We start from the raw sequence: 21,380 nt of genomic DNA on the forward strand, positions 1-21,380 counted from the left end.
ATGCTGCCTGCCGGCCTGCCTTCCGACAAGATCGACGCGCTCGTCGCGCGCGCGGCTCTGGTCGACGCCAAGCTCGGGGCGACGACCGATCCCGACAACCTCATCAAGCTGTCGAAGGAGCGCGCCGAACTCGCGCCCGTGGTCGAGGCGATCGCCGCACTGCGCGCCGCGATCGACGAGCGCGCCGCGCTCGCCGAGCTGATCGAGGGCGATGACGCCGAGATGGCCGCACTCGCCCGCAGCGAGCGGGCGGCGCTCGACGAGACGATCGAGCGGCTCACCCGTGAGGTGCGGCTCCTCCTGCTGCCGAAGGATGCGGCCGACGAGAAGAGCGCCATCCTCGAGATCCGTGCCGGTACCGGCGGCGACGAGGCGGCGCTGTTCGCCGGCGATCTCTTCCGCATGTATCAGCGCTATGCGGCGCTGAAAGGCTGGAGGCTCGAGGTGATGTCCGAGAGCGAGGGTGAGGCCGGCGGCTACAAGGAAGTCGTCGCCGAGGTGAAGGGCGTCGGCGCCTTCGCCCGGCTGAAGTTCGAATCGGGCGTGCATCGCGTGCAGCGCGTGCCGGCGACCGAATCGGGCGGCCGCATCCACACCTCGGCGGCGACCGTCGCCGTGCTCCCCGAGGCGGAAGAGGTGGACTTCCAGATCCGCCCCGAGGACATCCGCGTCGATACGACGCGGGCCTCCTCGGCGGGCGGCCAGCACGCCAACACCACCGATACGGCGGTGCGCGTCACCCATCTGCCGACCGGCATCGTGATCGTCGCCGCCTCGCGCTCGCAGCACCAGAACCGCGCCCAGGCGATGCAGATCCTGCGCGCCCGCCTCTATGAGCTCGAGCGCGAGCGCCTCGCCGCCACCCGCGCGGCCGACCGGCGCGGCCAGGTGGGATCGGGCGACCGATCGGAGCGGATCCGCACCTATAATTTCCCGCAGGGGCGCGTCACCGACCACCGCATCAACCTCACCCTCTACCGGCTGCCCGAGATCCTCGAGGGCGGCGCGCTCGACGACGTCATCGACCCGCTGATCACCGAGCATCAGGCGAGCCTGCTCGCCGCGCTCGACGAGGGCGGGTGAGGGCCGGCGCGATGAGTGGACCCGAGGCGGACGCCTACGCTGCGGCGGCGACGCTCGGGGCGCTGCGCCGCGTCGCGGCACGGCGGCTCGCCGAGGCGGGCATCGTCCCCGCCGCGCTCGACGCGCGGCTCCTGGTCGCCGAGGCGCTCGGGCTTTCCGCGACCGAACTGGTCGCCGAGGAGTGGCGGCCGGTCGGCATCGCCGAGCGCGAGAAGGTCGCGACGGTCGTCGCGCGCCGGGTCGCGGGGGCGCCGGTCGGGCGGATTCTCGGCCGGCGCGAGTTCTGGGGGCTCGATTTCGGCCTCGGGCCGGACACGCTCGAGCCGCGCCCCGATACCGAGACCCTCGTCGAGGCGGCCCTCGCGCGGATCGATTCCGGGCCGGGCCGGACGGCGCCGCTCCGGCTCGCCGATCTCGGCACCGGGTCCGGCGCCATCCTCGTCGCCCTGTTGTCGGAACTGCCCGACGCCATCGGTCTCGGCGTCGACCGGTCGGAGGGCGCGGCCCGCATCGCCGCGGCGAATGCGCGGCGGAACGGCGTCGGATCCCGCGCATTCTTCATCTGCGGCGACTGGACGGAGGCGCTCGGCGGTTCCTTCGATTACATTCTCTCCAATCCGCCCTATATAAGGTCCGACGAGATCGCTGCGCTGCCGCGAGAGGTGCGGGAGCACGATCCGGCGGCGGCCCTCGACGGCGGATCGGACGGATTCGCCCCCTACAGGCGGATCATTCCGACGCTCGATCGGCTTCTGGCTCCCGAAGGCGTGGCCTTCTTCGAGATCGGAGCCGATCAGGCCGAAGGTCTCCGGCGCATCGCCGGCGGGCTCGGCTTCACCGCTGCGGTGCGGCGCGACCTTGCGGGGCACGACCGGGTGGTGGTGCTGCAGCGCGGCCGAAACCTTGCCGCAGACTGAAATTGACGCTTGGAAAAGGCCGGCGAACCCGCTAGTTTCCGCTTCGCCGCAGGCCGATACGATGCGTCGTGAGCCGGAATTGGGGGGTCGGCGCGGCAAGGGATCACCGTAAGAGGTCGATGCGTCCCGGGGCCGGGATGGATCCTGCGGTTTCTCGCCTGAGTCTTCTCGGTGCAGCGTGGGGCTGAAAACAGTCCCGCCTGACGGGCAGTCGAGCCCGGCGGCCTTCGAGCCGGTGCGGTTCCTGCAGGAAGCGGGCGAATCATTCGCGCGGACTCGGCGATTCGCCGATGAGCGAAGGTGCCGGCTTGGCCGGCGTTCGGGCGACCGTGGGGATCACCATCAACCCCCCGCCGCCTCAGACAAGAGTATATCGATGAGGCCAGGACAGCAGAACAAGCGGATGCGCGGCCGAAACCGCGGCAAGGGACCGAATCCGCTGACCCGCAGCTATGAAAGCAACGGGCCTGACGTCAAGATCCGGGGAACGGCGCTCCATATCGCCGAGAAATACGTGACGCTGGCGCGCGATGCGCAGGCGTCGGGCGACCGGGTGATGGCCGAGAGCTATCTCCAGCACGCCGAACACTATTTCCGCATGATCTCGGCCGCGCAGGCGGCGTTGCAGCAGGCGCAGAACCCGCAGCCCGGCTATCGTCCCTATGAGGACGAGGACGACGACATCGGCGAGGAGGACGACCGCTTCTCCGATCGCTTCGGCCGGCCCGAGCCGGACGTGGCGGCCGAACCGCAGGGCTATGTCAACGGTAATGGCGGCCATCCCGGCGGCGGCCCGCAGCCGCAGATGGCGTCCGGCTGGCGCGACCAGTCCGAACGCGCCGAGCGTCCGGCGCGCGAGGACCGCGGGCCTCGCGAGGACCGCGCCCCTCGCGAGGACCGGCGCAATTTCGATCGCAACCGTGAGGGCCGCAACCGCGACCGCAACCAGAACGACCGCGGCTATGGCGCCGAGGGCCGCTCGGGCGGCGACCGGCCGCAGGGCGAACGCCCGGCCCGCTTCAGCGAGCCGCGCGGCGAGCGACAGGGCGGCGAGCGGCAGGAGCCGCGCGAGCGCACCGCCCAGCCGGCGCCCGAGGACGTCGCGCAGCTGCCCCGCTTCGTGACGGGCGACCCGGCGCCGTCCGCGCCCGCCGCCGCTGCTCCCCCTGAGCCCGTCGCGGCCGCCCCGGCGGCGGCCTTCGCGTCCGAAGCCCCCGCGCCTCAGCCTCAGCTCGATCTCGGTCCGGCGCAGCCGGAGGTTCCGGCCGTCGCCGCCGCTGAGGATGAAGAGACCGGCATCCGTCCGCGCCGCCGGCGCGCCGGCCGGGGCCGCGGCCGCAAGGCCGATGCCGAGGGCGAGACGCCCGAAGGCGCGGTCGAGGTCGCCGCGGAAGAGTAGGCCCTTCGAAGACCGTTTCCGGCCTCGCCCTTCGCCCGTCCGAGGGAAGGGGGAGGCCGGTCAAGGAGCGCCGCGGCGCCCGTTTTGAAGCGGCGCTCTGCGCCGCTCCGTCAGGCTGCCGCCTGCGCGACGGTCCGTTCGATCGTCGCGGCGAGGTCCGGCTCGAGGCCGAGCCGGGCGGCGAGCATGGCGAGCCAGGCGCGCTCCGCCGGATGGTCGGGCACGATCGCCATCAGCGCCGCAGCATAGAGTTCGACCGCCTGCTCCCGGGTGCGCGCCGCGGCGACGATCTTGTCGATGTCGGCCGGCCCCGACAGTTCGCGCGCGAGGAAGGCCTGTTCCTCCGCGTCGAGGCCGCCTTCCGACAGCCGGCCGAGGATGGCCTGCCGTTCCGCCTCGTCGACATGGCCGTCGGCCTTCGCTGCCGCCACCATTGCCGAGACGAGCGCGAGCGCGAAGTTCGCCTCGCCCTGCGGCGCATTGGCTGTCGCGAAGGGCGAATCGGAGGGCGGCGGCAGGAGCAAGGGCTCGCTGGCGGTCGCAGCATTCGCCGGCGCCGGCCGGGCCTCGGCCTGCTGGCCGGCCTGGTAGTCGCGATAGGCCTTGTAGGCGAGGCCGGCGACGGCGGCGATGCCGCCATATTTGAGTGCGCCGCCGGCGAGCTTGCGGCCCCCCTTCGAGCCGAGCAGAACCGAGGCGAGCCCGCCGGCGAGCGCGCCCGCGAGAAGGGGGTTCTGCCGCGCGTAATCCTGCACCTTGCCGATCGTGCCGCCGACGCCGCCGCTCTGGCCGAGAACGCCGCCGAGGCCGGAGCCGAGCCCGCCGAGCATGCCGCCGAGGCCGCCGGCGCCTTCGGCCGCTCCGCCGGACGGCCGGCGGTCCTGTCCGCCCCACGGTCCGGCTGCATTGCCGGAGCCGAGGAACTGGTCGAGGAGCTTCTTGGCGTCGATCATCGGGCTCTCCTGGTCGGATGGTCGATGCCGGAGGTAGGCAGCGACACCGACCGCGACAAGGGCGGCCCGATCAAGGATGCGTCAGGCGGAGCGCAGCGCCGCCGCCGCGCGGGCGAGCGCGGTGATGCCGTCCCAATCGCCGGCCCGCACCGCCTCGGCCGGAGCGACCCACGAGCCGCCGACGCAGACCACGTTCGAAAGCGCCAGATAGGCCGCAGCGTTCTTCGGGCTCACTCCGCCGGTCGGGCAGAACATCACTTCGGGGAGCGGCGAGGCGAGCGCCTTCAGATAGGGCGCGCCGCCCGCCGGCTCGGCCGGGAAGAACTTCATCGCCCGATAGCCCGCTTCGAGGAGCGTCATCGCTTCGCCGGCGGTGGCGATGCCCGGCAGCAGCGGCACCGGGCAGTCCGCCGCCGCCTCGATCAGGCGGGGGCCGGCGCCGGGGCTGACCATGAAGGTCGAGCCCGCCGCCACCGCGGCTTCCATCTGGCGCGCGTCGAGGATCGTGCCGGCGCCGACATGGGCGCCTTCCACCTCGGCGGCGATCGCCTTGATGCAGTCGAGCGCGGCGGGCGTGCGCAGCGTCACCTCGATCGCCGTCAGCCCGCCGGCGACCAGCGCGCGGGCGAGCGGCACCGCGGTGTGGAAGTCTTCGATGATCAGCACCGGGACGACCGGGGCGGCTTTGAGGATCGGCGTCAGGCGGTCGAGGTTCTGCGGCATGTTCGCTCTCGCAAAGGGCGGAAGGAGGATGCGACGGGAGTCTGCGCTAGCCGCGCCAGGCGGTGAAGGGCGTCTCGGCGACCGGGGTCACCGGCGGCCGGCCTTCCGACCAGGCGACGAGATTGTCGACGAGGAGCTGGCCCATGGCGTCGCGGGTGTGCTCGGAGCCCGAGCCGACATGCGGCAGGAGGACGGCATTGTCGGCGGCGAGCAGTGCCTCGGGAACGTGCGGCTCGCGGGCGAACACGTCGAGGCCGGCGGCATGGATGGTGCGGCTGGCGAGCGCCTCGGCGAGCGCCGCCTCGTCGACCACCGTGCCGCGGCCGATATTGATCAGCACGCCGCGCGGGCCGAGCGCCTCGAGCACCGCCTTGCCGATCTTCTTTTCGGTCGCCGGTCCGCCCGGCATGACGCTGATCAGCGTGTCGACGTCGCGTGCCATCGCGACGAGATCGGGATAATGCGGGTAGGCGACGCCCTCGACGGGACGGCGGCTGTGATAGACGACGGGCACGCCGAACGCCTCGAGCCGGCGGGCGATCGCCTTGCCGATGCGGCCGAGCCCGGCAATGCCGGCCTTGCGGTCGCGCAGCGTGCCCTTGGTCAGCGGGTAGGGACCCTCGAGCCACTTGCCGGCGCGCAGGTGGCGCTCGGCGGCGGAGAGTTCGCGCACCGTCATGAGGAGCAGGCCGAGCGTCGTGTCGGCGACCTCTTCGGTCAGCACGTCCGGCGTGTTGGTGACGATCACGCCGCGCCGGCCGGCCTCGGCCGCGTCGACATTGTCGTAGCCGACGCCGAAGCTCGCCACGATGGCGAGATGGGGCAGCTTCGAGAACACCGCCTCGTCGATGCGCGCGCCGTTGCAGGCGATTGCGCGGAAGCGGTCGCCGGTCGCGGCGACGGCCTCGCCCGGCGCGATGCCCGGATCCGGCTGGACGAGCGTGAAATGCGCCTCGAGCGCAGCAATGGCGGGAGGCCGCAGGCGGCCGAGCACGAGGATTTCCGGCTTCGACATGGTGTCCTTCTTTCGGGGTTCTTCGAGGGGTCTCAGCCGCGCGGCGGCCGGGTCGATTCGCGGATGCGCAGTTCGGGCTCGATGAGCAGGCGTTCGGCGCCGACCCGCTCGCCGCCGATCTGGCGGCGCAACAGGTCGGCGGCCGCGGCGCCGATCGGCTCCGGAGCGTTCCACACCGAGGTGAGCGAGGGCGTCGCCCAGGCGGCGGCGTCGGTGTCGTCATAGCCGCCGACGGCGATGTCGCGGCCCGGCTCGACACCGGCCCGCCGCAACGCCGCCATTAGGCCGAGCGCAACGCTGTCATTGAAGCCGAACACCGCCGTCGGCCGCTCGCGGCGGGACAGGAGCTTCGGTACGGCGTCGCGGCCGCCCGGCTGGGTCATCGCCTCGGCGATGTCGAGCGCCGGATCCGGTTCGATGCCGGCGTCGCGCTGCGCCGCGATCCAGCCCTCGTGCCGCTCGCGACCCGCGGAAGAGGCGCGCCGGCCACCGACGAAGGCGATCCGCTGGTGCCCCTCCTCGATCAGGTGATCGGTCAGCATGAAGGCGCCGGCGAGATCGTCGCCGCGCACCGTCGGAATCGCCGCGCCGCCGACCTCGCGGCAGACGGAGACGACCGGCATGCCGCTCCGGGCGATGCGGTCGAGCTCCTCCACCGTCGTGCCGACCGCCGGGCAGATCACGAGACCGTCGGCGCGGTGCTGGCGCAGCGTCTCGACGAAAGTGCGCTGCCGCTCGATGTCGTCGCCGTGATTGCAGATCATGATCGACAGCGACTGCGCGTTGAGCTCCGCCTCGAGCGCGCGGAAGATCTCGGCGAAATAGGGGTTGAGCACGTCGTGGACGACGATGCCGACCATGTCGGTGCGCGCGGTGCGCAGGCTCGCCGCGGAGCGGTTGGCGATGTAGCCGAGCTCGTCGGCGAGCGCCTGGACGCGCTTGCGCGTCGATTCGGCAACGACATCCGAGCCGCGCAGCGCGAGCGACACTGTTGCGGTCGAGACCCCGAGCCGGTCGGCGAGCGCCCGCAAGGTCAGCGCACGGCCGGGCGCCGCGGTGAGACGCTCCGCCTCCGCGTCGGCCACGCGCCGCTTTTCGTCGGTTTCCGCCATCCGTGTCCGGCTCACCCTGTCCTTTCCCCATAGACCAATCTATCGTCCCGCAAAACCGAAAAGCCCCCCGAGGAGGAGAACGGCATGAGCGGAAAGACGGTTGGATTCATCGGCCTCGGCTATATGGGCGAAGGCATGGCGACGAACCTCCTGAAGAAGGGCAATGCGCTGATCGGCATGGCGCATCGCAACCGCGAGCCGCTCGAGCGGCTGATCGCGCTCGGCGCCGGCGAGGCGAAGACGGCGGCCGAAATGGCCGGCCGCTGCGATGCGATCTTCCTCTGTGTCACCGGCTCGCCGCAGATCGAGGCGCTGGTGCGCGGCGCCGACGGCATCCTCGCCGGCATGAAGCCCGGCCTCGTGGTGATCGACTGCTCGACCGCCGAGCCCACCTCGACCGACGTGCTCGCCAGGGAGATCGAGGCGGCCGGTGGCCGCTTCGTCGACGCCCCGCTCGGCGGCACGCCGGCCGGTGCGATGGCGGGCACGCTGCAGGCGCTCGTCGGGGCCGATGACGAGACCTTCGCCGCGGTCGAGCCGCTGATCGCCTGCTGGGCCGCGACCATCGTCCATGTCGGGCCGGTCGGCACCGGCCACCGGATGAAGCTGATCAACAATTTCATCTCGCTCGGCTATGCCGCGCTCTATGCCGAGGCGCTCGCCCTCTCGGCCAAGGTCGGCATCTCCAAGGACGTCTTCCATTCGGTCATCGGCCAGGGCCGGATGCGCTCCGGCTTCTACGACACCTTCATGAAATGGGTGATGGAGCGGGACGAGAACGCCCACCGCTTCACCGTCTCGAACGCCTACAAGGACCTGCGCTATCTCGGCGCGATGGCCGATGCCGCCGGCATCGCCAATCCGCTCGGCGCGGCCTCGAAGAACAGCTTCGCCGCCTTCGCGGCTGCCGGTGGCGCGGAGAAGTTCGTGCCCATGCTCGCCGATTTCATCGCCGCGGCGAACGGCACCAAGCTCGACTGAGGCCGTGCGGGCCGGCGCGCTCGTGCGCTCCGGCCCCCTCGCGCGGTTCAGAGGCCGACCTTTCGCACCCGCTCGCGATAGAGCAGGTAAAGGCCCGATGCGACGATGATCGCCGCCCCGGCGAGGGTGCGGGTGTGCGGTACGTCGCCGAAAACCAGCCAGCCGGCGAGGATCATCCAGACGAGCTGCGTATAGGCGAAGGGGGCGAGCACCGGCGCCGGCGCGATGGTGTGCGCACGGATCACGAAGGAATGGCCGACCATGCCGGCGACGCCGGTGATCAGAAGCGCGAGCCACAGGCCCGGATCGGCCGGCGGCACGACGAAGATCGGCGCCACGGCGGGCGTGAGCGCGAGCGCCGGGCCGAGCGCCGACCAGAAAAGCAGGCTCGACGCCGTTTCGCGGGCCGACAGCATGCGGGTCAGCAGGGCATAGGAGGTGTAGGAGAGTACGCTGCCGAGCGTGAACAGCATCGCCGGCCGGAAGCCGTCCGTGCCCGGCGCCATGACGACGATGACGCCGACGAAGCCGACCACGATCGCCGCCCAGCGGCGCGGGCCGGCCCATTCCCCGAGCAGCGGCCCGGCGATCGCCGCGATGAAAAACGGCGTCGACAGCCCGATCGAGGTCGTGTCGGCGAGCTGCAATTCGTGCAGGGCAAAGAAGTTGAAGACCGTCGAGCCGAGCAGGCCGAGCGCCCGCAGCGTCTGCAGGAGCGGATGGCGGGCGGCGAGCATCGACCAGTCGCGCCAGGGCCGCATCACCGCGAAGGCGAGGACGGCATGGATGGCGAAGCGGAACCAGGCCACCTCGAGCGCGGGAATTTCGCGCCCGGCGAACTTCGCGGACGTATCGAGAAAGCAGAACAGGAAGAAGGCGAGGCAGATCAGGACGACGCCGCGCAAGCGCTGCGCCGCGTCGTCGGCAGGGGGAGACATCGGCGCTCCGGGGAGAAGCGGGGGGAATGATCGGGTCTTAGCAGAGTCGCGGCGGACCCGGCCAGCCTTCTCGCGTCGCCCGACTCCCCGCAAGTCCGGAAACGGAAGCGCGCCGCCTCAGGTTCCGCTACGCCGGCTCGCCGACGAGCGGCGGCGTCTCGTCCGCATCCTCGGGCTCGGCCGGCCCCTCCGGCTCGGGGGAGACGGAAAGGTTCCGCTCGATCTGCCGCAGGAGCTTGCGCAGGCGCTTGACGTCCTTCTCGTCGATGCCGGCGAGCGCCTCCTTCTCGAGCCGCTTCCAGCTGCGGTCGACCTCGCCGATCGTGTCGCGGCCGAGTTGGGTCAGGAAGACGTGCGCCTGGCGGCCGTCGCCCGCCGAGGCGCGGCGCTCGACATAGCCCTGCGCGGCGAGCCGGCTCACCATTTTGGTGACGGTCGGCGGCTGCACGGCGAGTGTGTTGGCAAGGCCGCTCATCGACAGGCCGTCCTCCTCGGCGAGCGCCTTCAGGACGCTCTCCTGGCCGGGATGGAGGCCGATCCGCGACAGATGCCCGCCCGACCGCACCCGCGCGGCGCGTGCCGTCTGCGTCAAACGATGCGTGATGGTCTTGCGATGGTTGAAGGCCATGTCCGCCGGATAACCGGATTTCGTGTCGCCTTCATGACGCGGCAAAGGAAGGTCTCCGTCAATCGGCCCGCGCCGCGACGGCCTCGACCTCGACGACGAATTCGGGCCGGGTGAACCCGCCGACGATCATCAGCGTCGAGGCGGGCGGCGGATCGGCGACATGGCGATCGCGCACCCGCATATAGCCGGCCATGTGCTCGCGTCCCGTGACGAAGGCGTTGAGCCGGACGATATCGGCGAGCGTCATGCCGGCCGCGCCGAGAATCGCCGCGAGATTGGCGAAGCAGAGCTCGGCCTGCGCCTCGACGCCCTCCGGGATCGTCCCGTCCGCCGCAATGCCGAGCTGGCCCGAGCAGAAGACGAGACGGCTGCCGACCGGAACGGCGACGCCGTGACTGTAGCGGGCGAAAGGCGCGGCGATCGACGCCGGCAGGAGCGGCTGGTTCATGGCGCAACGCTAGGCAGGGCGCCGACGGACCGCAAGACGTGTTGGAGATCGCATCCTGCCGCTTTCTTGTGCATGCGACCTCGCCTAAACTCGGGTGGCGGAGTCGGGGCATCCCGCGGCGCGGCGCGGTGGCACGCCCTCGCGGGCGCAGGGGCATGGTCCGCGGCATGCCCGTATCGTATCTGGCACATGTCTTGCGAAGCTCGAACGTTTGTGGCGCGCATGGCCCCGGGGGGCAGCGCCCGAGGGAGACGACAGATGAAGACGATCCGGTCCGGCCTGCTCGCGCTGACGGCGGGCCTCTTCGCGGCGGGAATGGCGGGCGAGGCGCAGGCGCTCGACGAAGTGTCGTTCGGCACCAACTGGCTCGCCCAGGCCGAGCATGGCGGCTTCTACCAGGCCGTCGCCGACGGCACCTATGAGAAATATGGCCTGAAGGTCACCATCCTGCAGGGCGGACCGCAGGCGGCGAACCGCGCCCTGATGCTCGCCGGCAAGGCGACCTTCTTCATGGCCGGCAATTTCCTCGAGCCCTTCTCCTCGGTCGAGCAGGACATCCCGCTCGTCGAGGTCGCCGCGATCTTCCAGAAGGAGCCGCAGGTCTTCATCGTCCATCCCGACAGCGGCATCGAGAAGTTCGAGGATCTCGCCAAGCTGCCGACGATCTTCATGGGCAAGGACCTCTATGCGTCCGGCTTCCAGTGGATGAAGTCGGCCTTCCCCGGTTTCCGCGACGAGCAGTACAAGCCCTACACCTTCAACCCGGCGCCCTTCCTCGCCGACAAGCAGTCGGCCCAGCAGGGCTACATCACCTCCGAGCCCTATGAGATCGAGCGCCAGGGCGGCTTCAAGCCGAAGCTCTTCCTGCTCGCCGATTCCGGCTTCGACACCTATTCGACGATGATCGAGGCGAAGCAGGACTATGTCGCCGCCAACCCGGACATCGTCCAGCGCTTCGTCGATGCCTCGATCGTCGGCTGGTACACCTATCTCTACGGCGACAACAAAGCCGCCAACGACCTGATCAAGAAGGACAATCCCGAGATGACCGACGGTCAGATCGCCTTCTCGATCGCCCAGATGAAGGAATATGGCATCGTCGATTCGGGCGATGCGGAGACCGGCGGCATCGGCTGCATGACGGATGCGCGCATCAAGTCCTTCTACTACAAGATGGTGACGGCCGGCGTCGTCAAGGCCGGGCTCGACATCTCGAAGACCTATACGACGCAGTTCGTCTGCAAGGGCGTCGGCAAGGAGCTGAAGAAGTAGGGCGACCTCGGGGCCGGCGCGCCGGCCCCTCGATCCTCTCGCGCCGGGCGTTCGGTCCGGCGCGAACGCCTCTCGTGACGACAGAAAGAACCGGCAAGCAGCGTGTCCGTGTCCCCCGCCTCGGCCCCCTCTCCGCGCGATCGGTCGATCGTCCGGCTCGAGCATGTCGCCAAGACCTTCTCGAACGGCACGGTTGCGCTCGCCGATCTCAATCTCGACGTCGCCGAGGGCGAGTTCCTCTCCCTGCTCGGGCCTTCGGGCTGCGGCAAGTCGACGGCGCTGCGCATCATCGCCGGGCTCGGCGAGCCGACCTCGGGTGCCGTCGCCTGGCCGAAGGCGATGTATGATGCGAGCGGCAAGCCGGAGGCCGAGATCGGCTTCGTCTTCCAGGAGCCGACGCTGATGCCCTGGGCGACGGTGTTCCACAATGTCTGGCTACCCCTGCGCCTGAAGGGCGTCTCGAAGGCCGCCGCCCGTACGCGGGTCGCCGAGGCGCTGGAGATGGTCGGCCTCGAGAAGTTCTCCGCCGCCTATCCGCGCGAACTGTCGGGCGGCATGAAGATGCGCGTCTCGATCGCCCGCGCCCTCGTCACGCGGCCGCGCCTCCTCCTGATGGACGAGCCCTTCGCCGCGCTCGACGAGATCACGCGGCAGAAGCTCAACGACGATCTTCTGAAGCTCTACAAGCAGTTCGGCTTCACCGTGCTGTTCGTCACCCATTCGGTCTTCGAATCGGTGCACCTGTCGAGCCGCATCGTCGTCATGGCGGCGCGGCCCGGCCGCGTCATCGACGACATCGCGATCGAAGCCCCTTATCCGCGCGACCGCGCCTTCCGCACCTCGCCGCTCTATGCCGAATACTGCCGGCGCGTGTCGGATTCGCTCGTCGCCGCGATCGGAGCGACCGACCACCTATGAGCGCCGCCGAACCCGTCGACACCGCCGTTCCGGCCGCCGCGCCGCGCCCGCCCTCGGGCCCCAGGATGACCGAGCAGGTGCTGCGCGTCATCGTGCCGATCGCCATGCTCGTCGCGCTGGTCGCGCTCTGGCACTGGTATGTCGTCGCCTATAACGTGCCGCATTACATCCTGCCGGCGCCCGAACGGGTCGCGCAGGCGATGATCGAGGACTGGCCGACCCTGTCGGGCGCGCTCTTCGTCACGCTCAAGATCACCTTCGCCGCGCTCGCCATCGCGCTCGTCGGCGGCGTCCTCATCGCGGTCCTCCTCGCGCAGTCGAAATGGATCGAGATCGCGCTCTATCCCTATATGGTCATCCTGCAGGTGACGCCGATCGTCGCGATCGCGCCGCTGATCCTCATCTATGCGCCGACCACCCAGTCGGCGCTGCTGATCTGCGCCTGGATCGTCGCCTTCTTCCCCGTCCTGTCGAACACGACGCAGGGGCTGAAATCGACCGACCACAATCTCCTCAACCTCTTCGAGCTCTACGGCGCCTCGCGCTGGCAGACGCTGTTCCTGCTCAAGCTGCCGGCGGCGCTGCCCTATTTCCTCGTCGGCCTGCGGATCGCCGGCGGCCTCGCCCTGATCGCGGCGGTGGTCGCGGAATTTGCCGCCGGTTCGGCCGGCGCCGGCTCGGGCCTCGCCTTCCGGATTCTCGAATCGCAATACCGGCTCAACATTCCGCGCCTCTTCGCCGCGCTCATTCTTCTCTGCGCCACCGGCGTCGCGATTTTCTTCGCGACCAGTCTCGTCTCGCATCTCCTGCTGCGGAAGTGGCACGAGAGCGCCATCCGGCGGGAGAATTGATGCCGCACGGCCAAGACGGACGGGGAGGTCCGGCCTCATGACGAAGGGCTTCGCGACCATTCCCGAGGCGGGCGCCTATGTGCTCGCCGACGCGCGGCTGCCGGCGGCGGCCGTCGAGGGCTTCGACGCGCGGGTGGTGGAAGGCCTGCTGCGAGCCGATCTCGTCGTCGAGGACGGCCGGATCGCCCGCCTGTCGCCGCCCAACAGCGAGACCGGCCTGCCGGTCGTCGATCTCGATGGCGGCCAGGTCTGGCCGGCCTTCGTCGACCTGCACACCCATCTCGACAAGGGCCATATCTGGCCGCGCGCCGCCAATCCGGACGGCAGTTTCGACGGCGCCCTCGCCGCCGTCCATGCCGACCGCGAGGCCAACTGGTCCGCCGAGGACGTCCGCCGCCGGATGGATTTTGCGCTCCGCTGTGCCTGCGCCCACGGCACGCGCCTCATCCGCACCCATCTCGATTCGCTGCCGCCGCAGGAGACGATCTCCTGGCCGGTTTTCGCCGAGATGCGGGCGGCCTGGGCCGGCCGGATCGAGTTGCAGGCGGTGTCGCTCTTCCCCGTCGACATGGTGTTCGACGCGGCCGCCTATGACGCGATCGTCGACACGACGGCGGCGCATGGCGGCGTGCTCGGCGGCGTCACCTTCATGATCCCGGAGCTCGACGCCGCGCTCGACCGGCTGTTCGAGACCGCCGCGGCGCGCGGCCTCGATCTCGATTTCCATGTCGACGAGACGCAGGATCCCGCCGCGACCTCGCTCCGCTCGATCGCCGAGGCGGCGCTCCGCCATCGGTTCGAGGGGCGTGTCGCGGTCGGCCATTGCTGCTCGCTCGCCCGCCAGGACGAGGCCGAGGCGGCGCGCACCATCGAGCGCGTGGCGGAGGCCGGCATCACGGTGATCTCGCTGCCGATGTGCAATGTCTATCTGCAGGACCGCGCGCCCGGCCGCACGCCGCGTTCGCGCGGCGTCACGCTGCTCAAGGAGATGGCCGCGGCCGGCGTCAACACCGTCGTCGCCTCCGACAACACGCGCGATCCCTTCTACGCCTATGGCGATCTCGATCCGATGGAAGTGTTCCGCGAGGCGGTGCGGATCATCCAGCTCGACCATCCGATCGACGCCGCGCCGGCGCTCGTCACGCGCAATGCGGCGAACGCGGCGCGGCGGCCCGATCTCGGCCTCATCCGGGCCGGCGATCCGGCCGATCTCGTTCTCTTCCGCGCCCGGCGCTGGACCGAGCTGCTCGCCCGGCCGCAGGCCGACCGCACGGTGATCCGGGCCGGACGGGCGATCGACCGCACCCTGCCGGATCACCGCGAACTCGACGACCTCTTTGGAGACCTCGATGGCTGATCTCGCCAAGCTCAAGGCCGACCTCGCCGGCATCGCCATCGAGGACAATCCGGCGATCGTGAAGCAGAAGAGCCGCGATTTCTTCTGGTATTCGCCGGTCCTGAAGCGCCAGCTCGACCATGTCGTCGGCGATCTCGTCGTCACGCCGAAGGACGAGGCGGAGGTGATCCGCGTCCTCGCCGCCGCTCATGCGCACGGCGTCGCCGTCACGCCGCGTGGCGCCGGCACCGGCAATTACGGCCAGGCCATGCCGCTCGCCGGCGGCATCGTGCTCAACCTCGCCGAGATGAACAAGGTCACCGCGATCGCGCCCGGCCGCGTCGTCGCCGAGCCCGGCGTCATCATGGCGAAGCTCGACGCCGAGACGCGCGCCCATTCGGGCCAGGAATTGCGGCTGCATCCCTCGACCGCCAACACCGCCTCCGTCGGCGGCTTCGTCGCCGGCGGCTCGGGCGGCGTCGGCTCGATCCGCTGGGGGGGCCTGCGCGATCTCGGCAATGTCATCCGCCTGCGCATCGTCACCATGGAGGCGAGCCCGCGCACGCTCGAACTGAGCCGGTTCGACCTGCACAAGGTCAGCCACGCCTATGGCACCAACGGCATCATCACCGAGGTCGAGATGCCGCTCGCTCCGGCCTATGACTGGGTCGACGTGCTGGTCGGCTTCGACGACTGGATGGATGCGGTGCGCTATGCCGATGCGCTCGGCAATGAGGACGGCATCCTGACCAAGGAGATCGCCACCGTGGCGGCGCCGGCGCCGTTCGATTACTTCCTCCGCCACCAGAAATTCCTGAAGCGCGAGCAGTCGGTCGTCATCGTGATGGTGGCGCCGCATTCGCTCGACGCCTTCCTCGCCTTCACCGGCCGGGAGAAGGGCGAGATCGTCTTCCGCGCCGATACGGCGCAGGATCTGAAGGGCCTGCCGCCCGCCTTCGAGCTCGCCTGGAATCACACGACGCTGCGGGCGCTGCGCGTCGACCCGTCGATCACCTATCTCCAGGTCATGTATCCCTTCCCGGATCACCAGAAGAAGGTCGCCCGGATGACCGAATTGCTGGGAGACGAGGTGCCCGGCCATCTCGAATTCGTCCGCTTCGACGGCAAGGTCATCCCGATGGGCCTGCCGATGGTGCGCTTCTCGACCGAGGAGCGGCTCGACGAGATCATCCGCATCCACGAGGAAGAGGGCTGCCCGATCTTCAACCCCCACCGCTATACGCTCGAGGAAGGCGGCATGAAGCAGACCGACGACGTCCAGCTCGCCTTCAAGCGCGAGGCGGATCCGGACGGCCTGCTCAACCCGGGCAAGATGATCGCCTGGGAGGACCCGAACTTCGACTACCGCGCGAAGAAGACGTTTCTCTTCCCCGGCCTGCAGGCGGCGGGATGAGCGCAGAAACGCCGAGGCTCTCTCCCCCCTTGTGGGGGAGAGCTGGAGAGGGGGGCCGGCCCGCGCGGCGGGGCGGCGCTGTTCCGGCAGCTGTGATGATGCGAGGCGGTGCGCCCGGCACGCCCCCCTCCCAACCCTCCCCCACGAGGGGGGAGGGCTTCAGGGTCCGCTAACCCCATGCGCGTGCTCGTTCTCTTCGCCCATCCGGTCGAGACATCCTTCGGCGCGGCGCTGCATCGGACCGTCGTCGCGGCGCTCGAAAAGGCCGGGCACATGGTGGACGATGTCGACCTCTATGCCGAGGATTTCGACCCGCGCCTGTCGCGGGCGGAGCGGCTCGCCTATCACGACGTCGATGCCGATCGATCGGCGGTCGCGCCCTATATCGAGAAGCTGAAGGCCGCCGAGGCGCTGGTGCTCGTCACGCCGGTGTGGAATTTCGGCTGGCCGGCCATCCTCAAGGGCTTCTTCGACCGGGTCTTCCTGCCCGGCGTGTCGTTCCGCATCGAGAACGGCAAGGTGAAGCCGACGCTGCGCCATATCCGCAAGCTCGCCGCCGTCGTCACCTATGGCGGCACGCGCTGGCGGGCCCTGGCGATCGGCGACCCGCCGCGCAAGATCGTCACGCGGGTGCTGCGCGTCCAGATCAAGCCCGGCGCGCCGCTTTCCTATCTGGCGCTCTACGACATGAACCGCCGCAGCGACGCCGAGCGGGCCGCCTTTCTCGACGATGTCCGGCGGCGGATGGAAGCCTTCTGATGCGGACCCTCGTCGTTTACGCCCATCCTGTGCCGGAGAGCTTCAACGCCGCCGTTCGCGACACGGTGGTGGAGAGCCTGTCGGGTGCCGGCCACGAGGTGCGGCTCCTCGATCTCTACGCCTCGGGCTTCGATCCGGTGATGAGCGCGGAGGAACGGCGGCTCTATCACGAGCGGGACGTCAATGTCCGGCCGGTCGCCGAGCACGTCGCGCTCATTCAGTGGGCGGAGGCGATGGTGTTCGTGTACCCGACCTGGTGGTACGGGCCGCCGGCCATGCTGAAGGGCTGGCTCGAACGGGTCTGGGTGCCGCACGTCACCTTCATCATGCCGACCGAGACGACCGGCATCCGGCCGAACATGCAGCACGTCCGCCGGCTCGCCGTGGTGACGACCTGCGGGGCGTCCTGGCTGATGTCGAAATTCGTCGGCGAGCCGGGCCGCAAGATCATCCTGCGCGGCATAAGATTGCTCTGCCACCCCCGTTGTTCCACCCGTTATCTCGCCCATTACAAGATGGACACATCGACGAAAAAGAGCAGAGCGGCCTATCTCGCCAAGGTCGCGAAGGCGATGGCCCGGCTCTAGCGGATTGGACCGTCCGCCCCTTTCCTCTATGCAAAAGGCCGGGGTTCGAGGAGAGCGCGCATGAGCGAGACGGTGGTCGGCGAAAAGGGCATGGTGGTGGCGCCGCACCGGGCGGCGGCCGAGGCCGGCGCGGCGATCCTGCGCGAGGGCGGCAATGCCGTCGAGGCGATGCTCGCCGCGGCGGCGACGATCGCCGTCGTCTATCCGCACATGAACGGCATCGGCGGCGACGGCTTCTGGCTGATCCGCGAGCCCGGCCGCACGCCGCGCTATATCGAGGCCTGCGGCGCGGCGGGCTCGGGCGCGACGATCGGCGCCTATCGCGAGAAGGGCCATGACCGGGTGCCGACCCGCGGACCCGACGCCGCGCTGACGGTCGCCGGCGCGGTGTCCGGCTGGGCGCTCGCCCATCAGTTCGCCGCGAGCCTCGGCGGCCGCTTCGATCGTCGCACGCTCGTCGAGGCGGCGATCGGCCATGCCCGGGCGGGCGTCGCGGTGTCGCGCTCGCAGGCCCGCATGACCGCCGAGCACGAGGCCGAGCTCGCGCCCGTGCCGGGCTTCGCCGCGCAGTTCATGCCGGGCGGCAAGGCGCCGGCGACCGGCGACGCGATGCGCTTCGAGCGGCTCGCCGACACGCTCGACCAGCTCGCGCACGAGGGCTTCGAGGATTTCTACCGCGGCGATGTCGGCGCGACGATCGCCGCCGATCTCGCAGAGGCGGGCGCCCCGGTGACGCGCGCCGATCTCGAACGGCAGGAGGCGCGCTTCCGCGAGCCGCTGTCGCTCAGAATAGCCGGCGCGACGCTCTACAACGCCCCGCCGCCGACCCAAGGGGCGGCCTCGCTGATGATCCTCGGCCTGTTCGAGCGGCTCGGCGTGGCGCGCGGCGAGGGGTTCGAGCATGTCCACGGCCTCGTCGAGGCGACCAAGCGCGCCTTCCAGTTCCGCGACGCGCGGATCACCGATCCGGTCTTCGCCGGCGATCTCGCGCCCTATCTTTCCGACCGGGCGCTCGAGCGCGAGGCGGCGCAGATCGACATGCGCCGGGCCGCCGCGCTCGGCGGAGGCGGGGCGAAGGGCGATACGGTCTGGCTCGGCGCGATCGACGCCTCGGGCCTCGCCGTCTCCTATATCCAGTCGATCTTTTGGGAGTTCGGCTCCGGCCTCACCTTGCCGCGGACCGGCATCGTCTGGCAGAACCGCGGCGCGAGCTTCTCGCTCGATCCCCGCGCGCTCAATCCGCTCGAACCGGGCCGCAAGCCCTTCCACACGCTCAACCCGCCGCTCGCCCGCTTCGACGACGGGCGGGTGATGAGCTACGGCACGATGGGCGGCGACGGGCAGCCGCAATTCCAGGCGGCGCTGTTCACCCGCCATGTCCGCTTCGGCATGGACCTCGCGGAAGCGATCGCCGCACCGCGCTGGCTGTGGGGCAAGACCTGGGGGGCGGACGCCGCGGGGCTCAGGGTCGAATCCCGGCTCGACGCCGATCTGGTGCGCGATCTCGAGCGGGCCGGCCATCGCGTCGAGGTGCTCGCCGAGCCCTATGCCGATCTGATGGGCCATGCCGGCGCGATCGTGCGGCGGGCCGACGGCCGGCTGTTCGGCGCCTCCGATCCGCGCTCGGACGGGGCGGCCGTCGCCGGCTGAACGGCGGAACGCAGCGTCGCATTGCAAAAAGAGGCGATCTCCTGCACTTTCCCGCGGCAATCTGCTCGATTCCCGGCAGACCGTCGCTATCCGCCGGCCTATCGGCGGCAACCGTGGACGCCATGCTGCTCAGAGACGATCCCGTCCATGCCTTCGTCGACTATCCCGCCGTCGAAGTGCCGAATGCCCCCTCCGGTCCGCTCTCCGGGGCGACGCTCGCCGTCAAGGACCTCTACGACGTCGCCGGCTATCCGACCGGCGGCGGCCATCCGCTCGTCCGCGCCGAAAGCGGCGTGAAGAGCGCGAACGCGCCGGCCGTCCAGGCGCTGCTCGATGCCGGTGCCCGTTTCGTGGGCAAGACCCATACCGACGAGATGGCCTATTCGCTGACCGGCGAGAATTTTCACTACGGCTCGCCGACCAATCCCAAGGCGCCCGGCCGGATCACCGGCGGCTCGTCCTCCGGCTCGGCGGCGGCCGTCGCGGCCGGTCTCGCCGATATCGCGCTCGGCAGCGACACCGGCGGCTCGGTGCGCACGCCCGCCTCGTTCTGCGGCGTGATCGGGCTCCGGCCGACGCATGGCCGGATCGACATTTCCCGCGTCCAGCCGCTCGCCGCCTCGCTCGACACCGTCGGCTGGTTCACCCGCGAGATCGACCTCTTCGCGAAGGTCGGCGACGTGCTTCTCGGCGCGGATGCCGACGGACCGCCGCTCCGCCGGATGATGACGGCCGACGACGTGCACGCGCTCCTCTCCGGCGACGACGAGGATGCGGTGGTGCGCACCGCCGTCTCGCGCGTCGCCGAGCATCTCGATCCGCAGGGCGCCGTCACGCTGTCGGAGGAGGGGCTGTTCTCCTGGTTCATGACCTTCCGCACCATCCAGGCCTATGAGGCCTGGCAGGCGCACGGCGCCTGGATCCGCGATCGCCAGCCGCTGCTCGGCCCCGGCGTGCGCGAGCGCTTCGAATGGGCGAGCCGGGTCACCGAGGACGACATCGCCGCCGCAAGGGAGCGCCGCTCGGCGATCCGGACCCGCATGCGCGGCCTGCTCGGCGAGGATGGCGTGCTCGTCGTGCCGACCGTGCCCGGCCCGGCGCCGGAACTCGGCATGCAGGGCGAGGCGCTCGAATCCTATCGCAACCGTTGCCTGTCGATGCTCTGCGGCGCCGGCCTCGCCGGTCTGCCGCAGCTCTCCATGCCGCTCGCCGAGGTCGCCGGCCTGCCGCTCGGCGTGTCGCTGATCGGTCCGCCCGGCCGCGACCGTGCGCTCATCGCGATCGCCGAACGGGTGATGGGGTAGCCGGGCCTCGAGCGCCTTCCTTGGGGGCGTGATCGGGTGAAGCGCTCCGCTGCGAGAGAGACGGCGCGACGGACGCCCGCCCTGTCGCGCCGCCGCGCGAGGGGAGGGGCGCCCCTTGCCCGGCGCGGCGAACCGGCTTAACCCGGACGGAGCGGCAAGGGACGGAGCGGCATGGACACGCTGACGCGGATGCGGAGCTTCGTCGAGGTGGTCGAGGCCGGCGGCTTCTCGGCGGCCGCCCGCAAGCTCGGCCGGTCCAAGGCGCTGATCTCCAAATATGTCCGCGAGCTCGAGGACGAGCTCGGCGTCCGCCTGCTCAACCGCACGACGCGGACCCTCTCGCTGACCGAGGTCGGCCAGTCCTATGTCCGCGAGGCGATCGAGATCCTGCAGCGGATCGACGATCTGCAGGCCTCGGTGAGCGACGCCCATGCCGCGCCGCGCGGCCGGCTGAAGGTCTCCGCGCCGCGCACCTTCGGCGATGGCGAACTCGGCGAGGCGATCGTCGAATTCCTCGCCGCCGAGCCCGCCATCACGCTCGACCTGCATCTCGAGGACCGCTTCGTCGATCTGGTCGAGGAAGGCTTCGACGTCGCGATCCGCATCTCGGCGCTGCCCGATTCGAGCCTGATCGCCCGCCGGCTCGCTTCCTTCCGGGTCGTCATCGTCGCCTCGCCGCAGATGATCGCGCAGTATGGCGAGCCGAACCGGCCGGAGGCCCTCGCCGAGATCCCCTGCATCATCGACACCAATGTCTCCTACCGAACCAACTGGCCGTTCGAGGAGGAGGGCCGGCGCTTCTCTGTGCCGGTCAAGGGCCGGCTGGAGGTCGACAGCCCGAGCGTCGCCCGGCGGGCGGCGCTGCTCGGCATCGGCTTCGCGGTCGTCCCCCGTCTCGTCGTGCGCGACGACATCGCCGCCGGCCGGCTCATCGAGGTGCTGACGCCGTTCGAGCCGGCCGGCGTCGGCATCTATGCCGTCTATCCGCACCGCCGCCACCTCTCCGGCAAGGTGCGGGCCTTCGTCGATCACATGGTCGAGTTCTTCAAGAACACCGACGGGCAGTGCTGATCGCCCCAATTGGGCCGCGAT

Annotated in this window: 20 protein-coding genes and 1 pseudogene; 14 read left to right on the forward strand and 7 right to left on the reverse strand. The window is 70.4% G+C overall.

The features are described 5' to 3' along the window. The 3 genes from prfA to GGQ63_RS07670 all read left to right on the forward strand — a co-directional run bounded on the left by prfA (position 1) and on the right by GGQ63_RS07670 (position 3,399). Positions 1 to 1,083 (forward strand): peptide chain release factor 1, encoded by a 1,083-nt coding sequence (gene prfA / locus GGQ63_RS07660; RefSeq protein WP_183854341.1) that lies wholly within the window; start codon positions 1 to 3, stop codon positions 1,081 to 1,083. Positions 1,084 to 1,094: 11 nt separating this feature from the next. After that, entirely contained in the window at positions 1,095 to 2,000 is a 906-nt protein-coding gene (gene prmC, locus GGQ63_RS07665) for a peptide chain release factor N(5)-glutamine methyltransferase (RefSeq protein ID WP_183854343.1), read from the forward strand. 376 nt (positions 2,001 to 2,376) lie between these two features. Further along, the gene (locus tag GGQ63_RS07670) at positions 2,377 to 3,399 is read left to right on the forward strand and encodes a DUF4167 domain-containing protein (RefSeq protein WP_183854345.1); all 1,023 of its coding nucleotides are present in this window, start codon (positions 2,377 to 2,379) and stop codon (positions 3,397 to 3,399) included. A 110-nt stretch (positions 3,400 to 3,509) separates the two neighbouring features. On the opposite strand, the gene GGQ63_RS07675 is transcribed toward GGQ63_RS07670, so the two are convergent. The 4 genes from GGQ63_RS07675 to GGQ63_RS07690 form a co-directional block, all read right to left on the reverse strand. Next, positions 3,510 to 4,352, reverse strand: a complete 843-nt coding sequence (locus tag GGQ63_RS07675; RefSeq protein WP_183854347.1) for a tellurite resistance TerB family protein — start codon at positions 4,350 to 4,352, stop codon at positions 3,510 to 3,512. Between the two features lie 81 nt (positions 4,353 to 4,433). Then, the gene (locus tag GGQ63_RS07680) at positions 4,434 to 5,075 is read right to left on the reverse strand and encodes a 2-dehydro-3-deoxy-phosphogluconate aldolase (protein WP_183854349.1); all 642 of its coding nucleotides are present in this window, start codon (positions 5,073 to 5,075) and stop codon (positions 4,434 to 4,436) included. 46 nt (positions 5,076 to 5,121) lie between these two features. Further along, entirely contained in the window at positions 5,122 to 6,090 is a 969-nt protein-coding gene (locus GGQ63_RS07685) for a 2-hydroxyacid dehydrogenase (RefSeq protein ID WP_183854351.1), read from the reverse strand. A gap of 32 nt (positions 6,091 to 6,122) precedes the next feature. Then, positions 6,123 to 7,202 carry a LacI family DNA-binding transcriptional regulator gene (locus tag GGQ63_RS07690; protein ID WP_183854353.1) on the reverse strand — a complete coding sequence of 360 codons (1,080 nt, stop codon included), beginning with the start codon at positions 7,200 to 7,202 and terminating at the stop codon, positions 6,123 to 6,125. 81 nt (positions 7,203 to 7,283) lie between these two features. On the opposite strand from GGQ63_RS07690, the pseudogene GGQ63_RS07695 reads away from it, so the two are divergent. Beyond that, a pseudogene (locus tag GGQ63_RS07695) lies at positions 7,284 to 8,183 on the forward strand (NAD(P)-dependent oxidoreductase); the annotation flags it as partial. A gap of 47 nt (positions 8,184 to 8,230) precedes the next feature. Here GGQ63_RS07695 and GGQ63_RS07700 read toward each other — a convergent pair. From GGQ63_RS07700 to GGQ63_RS07710, 3 genes are all read right to left on the reverse strand, one after another. Further along, positions 8,231 to 9,121 carry a DMT family transporter gene (locus tag GGQ63_RS07700; protein ID WP_183854357.1) on the reverse strand — a complete coding sequence of 297 codons (891 nt, stop codon included), beginning with the start codon at positions 9,119 to 9,121 and terminating at the stop codon, positions 8,231 to 8,233. Between the two features lie 127 nt (positions 9,122 to 9,248). Next, positions 9,249 to 9,749 carry a MarR family winged helix-turn-helix transcriptional regulator gene (locus GGQ63_RS07705; protein WP_183855362.1) on the reverse strand — a complete coding sequence of 167 codons (501 nt, stop codon included), beginning with the start codon at positions 9,747 to 9,749 and terminating at the stop codon, positions 9,249 to 9,251. A gap of 58 nt (positions 9,750 to 9,807) precedes the next feature. Beyond that, on the reverse strand, positions 9,808 to 10,197 hold the full coding sequence (locus tag GGQ63_RS07710; protein ID WP_183854359.1) for a RidA family protein: 390 nt from the start codon (positions 10,195 to 10,197) through the stop codon (positions 9,808 to 9,810). Positions 10,198 to 10,455: 258 nt separating this feature from the next. Between GGQ63_RS07710 and GGQ63_RS07715 the strand changes: the two genes are divergently transcribed. The 10 genes from GGQ63_RS07715 (at position 10,456) to GGQ63_RS07760 (ending at position 21,359) form a co-directional block, all read left to right on the forward strand. After that, positions 10,456 to 11,469 (forward strand): ABC transporter substrate-binding protein, encoded by a 1,014-nt coding sequence (locus tag GGQ63_RS07715; RefSeq protein WP_183854362.1) that lies wholly within the window; start codon positions 10,456 to 10,458, stop codon positions 11,467 to 11,469. 102 nt (positions 11,470 to 11,571) lie between these two features. After that, on the forward strand, positions 11,572 to 12,387 hold the full coding sequence (locus GGQ63_RS07720; RefSeq protein WP_183854364.1) for an ATP-binding cassette domain-containing protein: 816 nt from the start codon (positions 11,572 to 11,574) through the stop codon (positions 12,385 to 12,387). Further along, positions 12,384 to 13,238, forward strand: coding sequence for an ABC transporter permease (locus GGQ63_RS07725; protein ID WP_183854373.1), 855 nt, complete (start codon positions 12,384 to 12,386; stop codon positions 13,236 to 13,238). The genes GGQ63_RS07720 and GGQ63_RS07725 overlap by 4 nt, the downstream gene beginning before the upstream one ends. A gap of 37 nt (positions 13,239 to 13,275) precedes the next feature. Next, positions 13,276 to 14,595 (forward strand): cytosine deaminase, encoded by a 1,320-nt coding sequence (locus GGQ63_RS07730; protein ID WP_183854375.1) that lies wholly within the window; start codon positions 13,276 to 13,278, stop codon positions 14,593 to 14,595. Further along, entirely contained in the window at positions 14,588 to 15,988 is a 1,401-nt protein-coding gene (locus GGQ63_RS07735; RefSeq protein ID WP_183854377.1) for an FAD-binding oxidoreductase, read from the forward strand. The genes GGQ63_RS07730 and GGQ63_RS07735 overlap by 8 nt, the downstream gene beginning before the upstream one ends. A gap of 177 nt (positions 15,989 to 16,165) precedes the next feature. Next, positions 16,166 to 16,747: an NAD(P)H-dependent oxidoreductase gene (locus GGQ63_RS07740; protein ID WP_183854379.1), complete on the forward strand. Its 582-nt coding sequence runs from the start codon at positions 16,166 to 16,168 to the stop codon at positions 16,745 to 16,747. Continuing rightward, positions 16,747 to 17,334, forward strand: coding sequence for an NAD(P)H-dependent oxidoreductase (locus GGQ63_RS07745; RefSeq protein ID WP_183854381.1), 588 nt, complete (start codon positions 16,747 to 16,749; stop codon positions 17,332 to 17,334). The genes GGQ63_RS07740 and GGQ63_RS07745 overlap by 1 nt, the downstream gene beginning before the upstream one ends. Before the next feature lie 60 nt (positions 17,335 to 17,394). After that, complete coding sequence (locus GGQ63_RS07750; protein ID WP_183854383.1) at positions 17,395 to 18,984, forward strand: gamma-glutamyltransferase family protein; 1,590 nt, start codon at positions 17,395 to 17,397, stop codon at positions 18,982 to 18,984. A 122-nt stretch (positions 18,985 to 19,106) separates the two neighbouring features. Next, entirely contained in the window at positions 19,107 to 20,288 is a 1,182-nt protein-coding gene (locus tag GGQ63_RS07755; RefSeq protein ID WP_210308433.1) for an amidase, read from the forward strand. A 171-nt stretch (positions 20,289 to 20,459) separates the two neighbouring features. Then, the gene (locus tag GGQ63_RS07760; RefSeq protein ID WP_183854385.1) at positions 20,460 to 21,359 is read left to right on the forward strand and encodes a LysR family transcriptional regulator; all 900 of its coding nucleotides are present in this window, start codon (positions 20,460 to 20,462) and stop codon (positions 21,357 to 21,359) included. Positions 21,360 to 21,380: the final 21 nt, after the last annotated feature.

Origin of the sequence: Prosthecomicrobium pneumaticum, assembly GCF_014199915.1 — a bacterium.
Taxonomy (GTDB): Bacteria; Pseudomonadota; Alphaproteobacteria; order Rhizobiales; family Kaistiaceae; genus Prosthecomicrobium; species Prosthecomicrobium pneumaticum.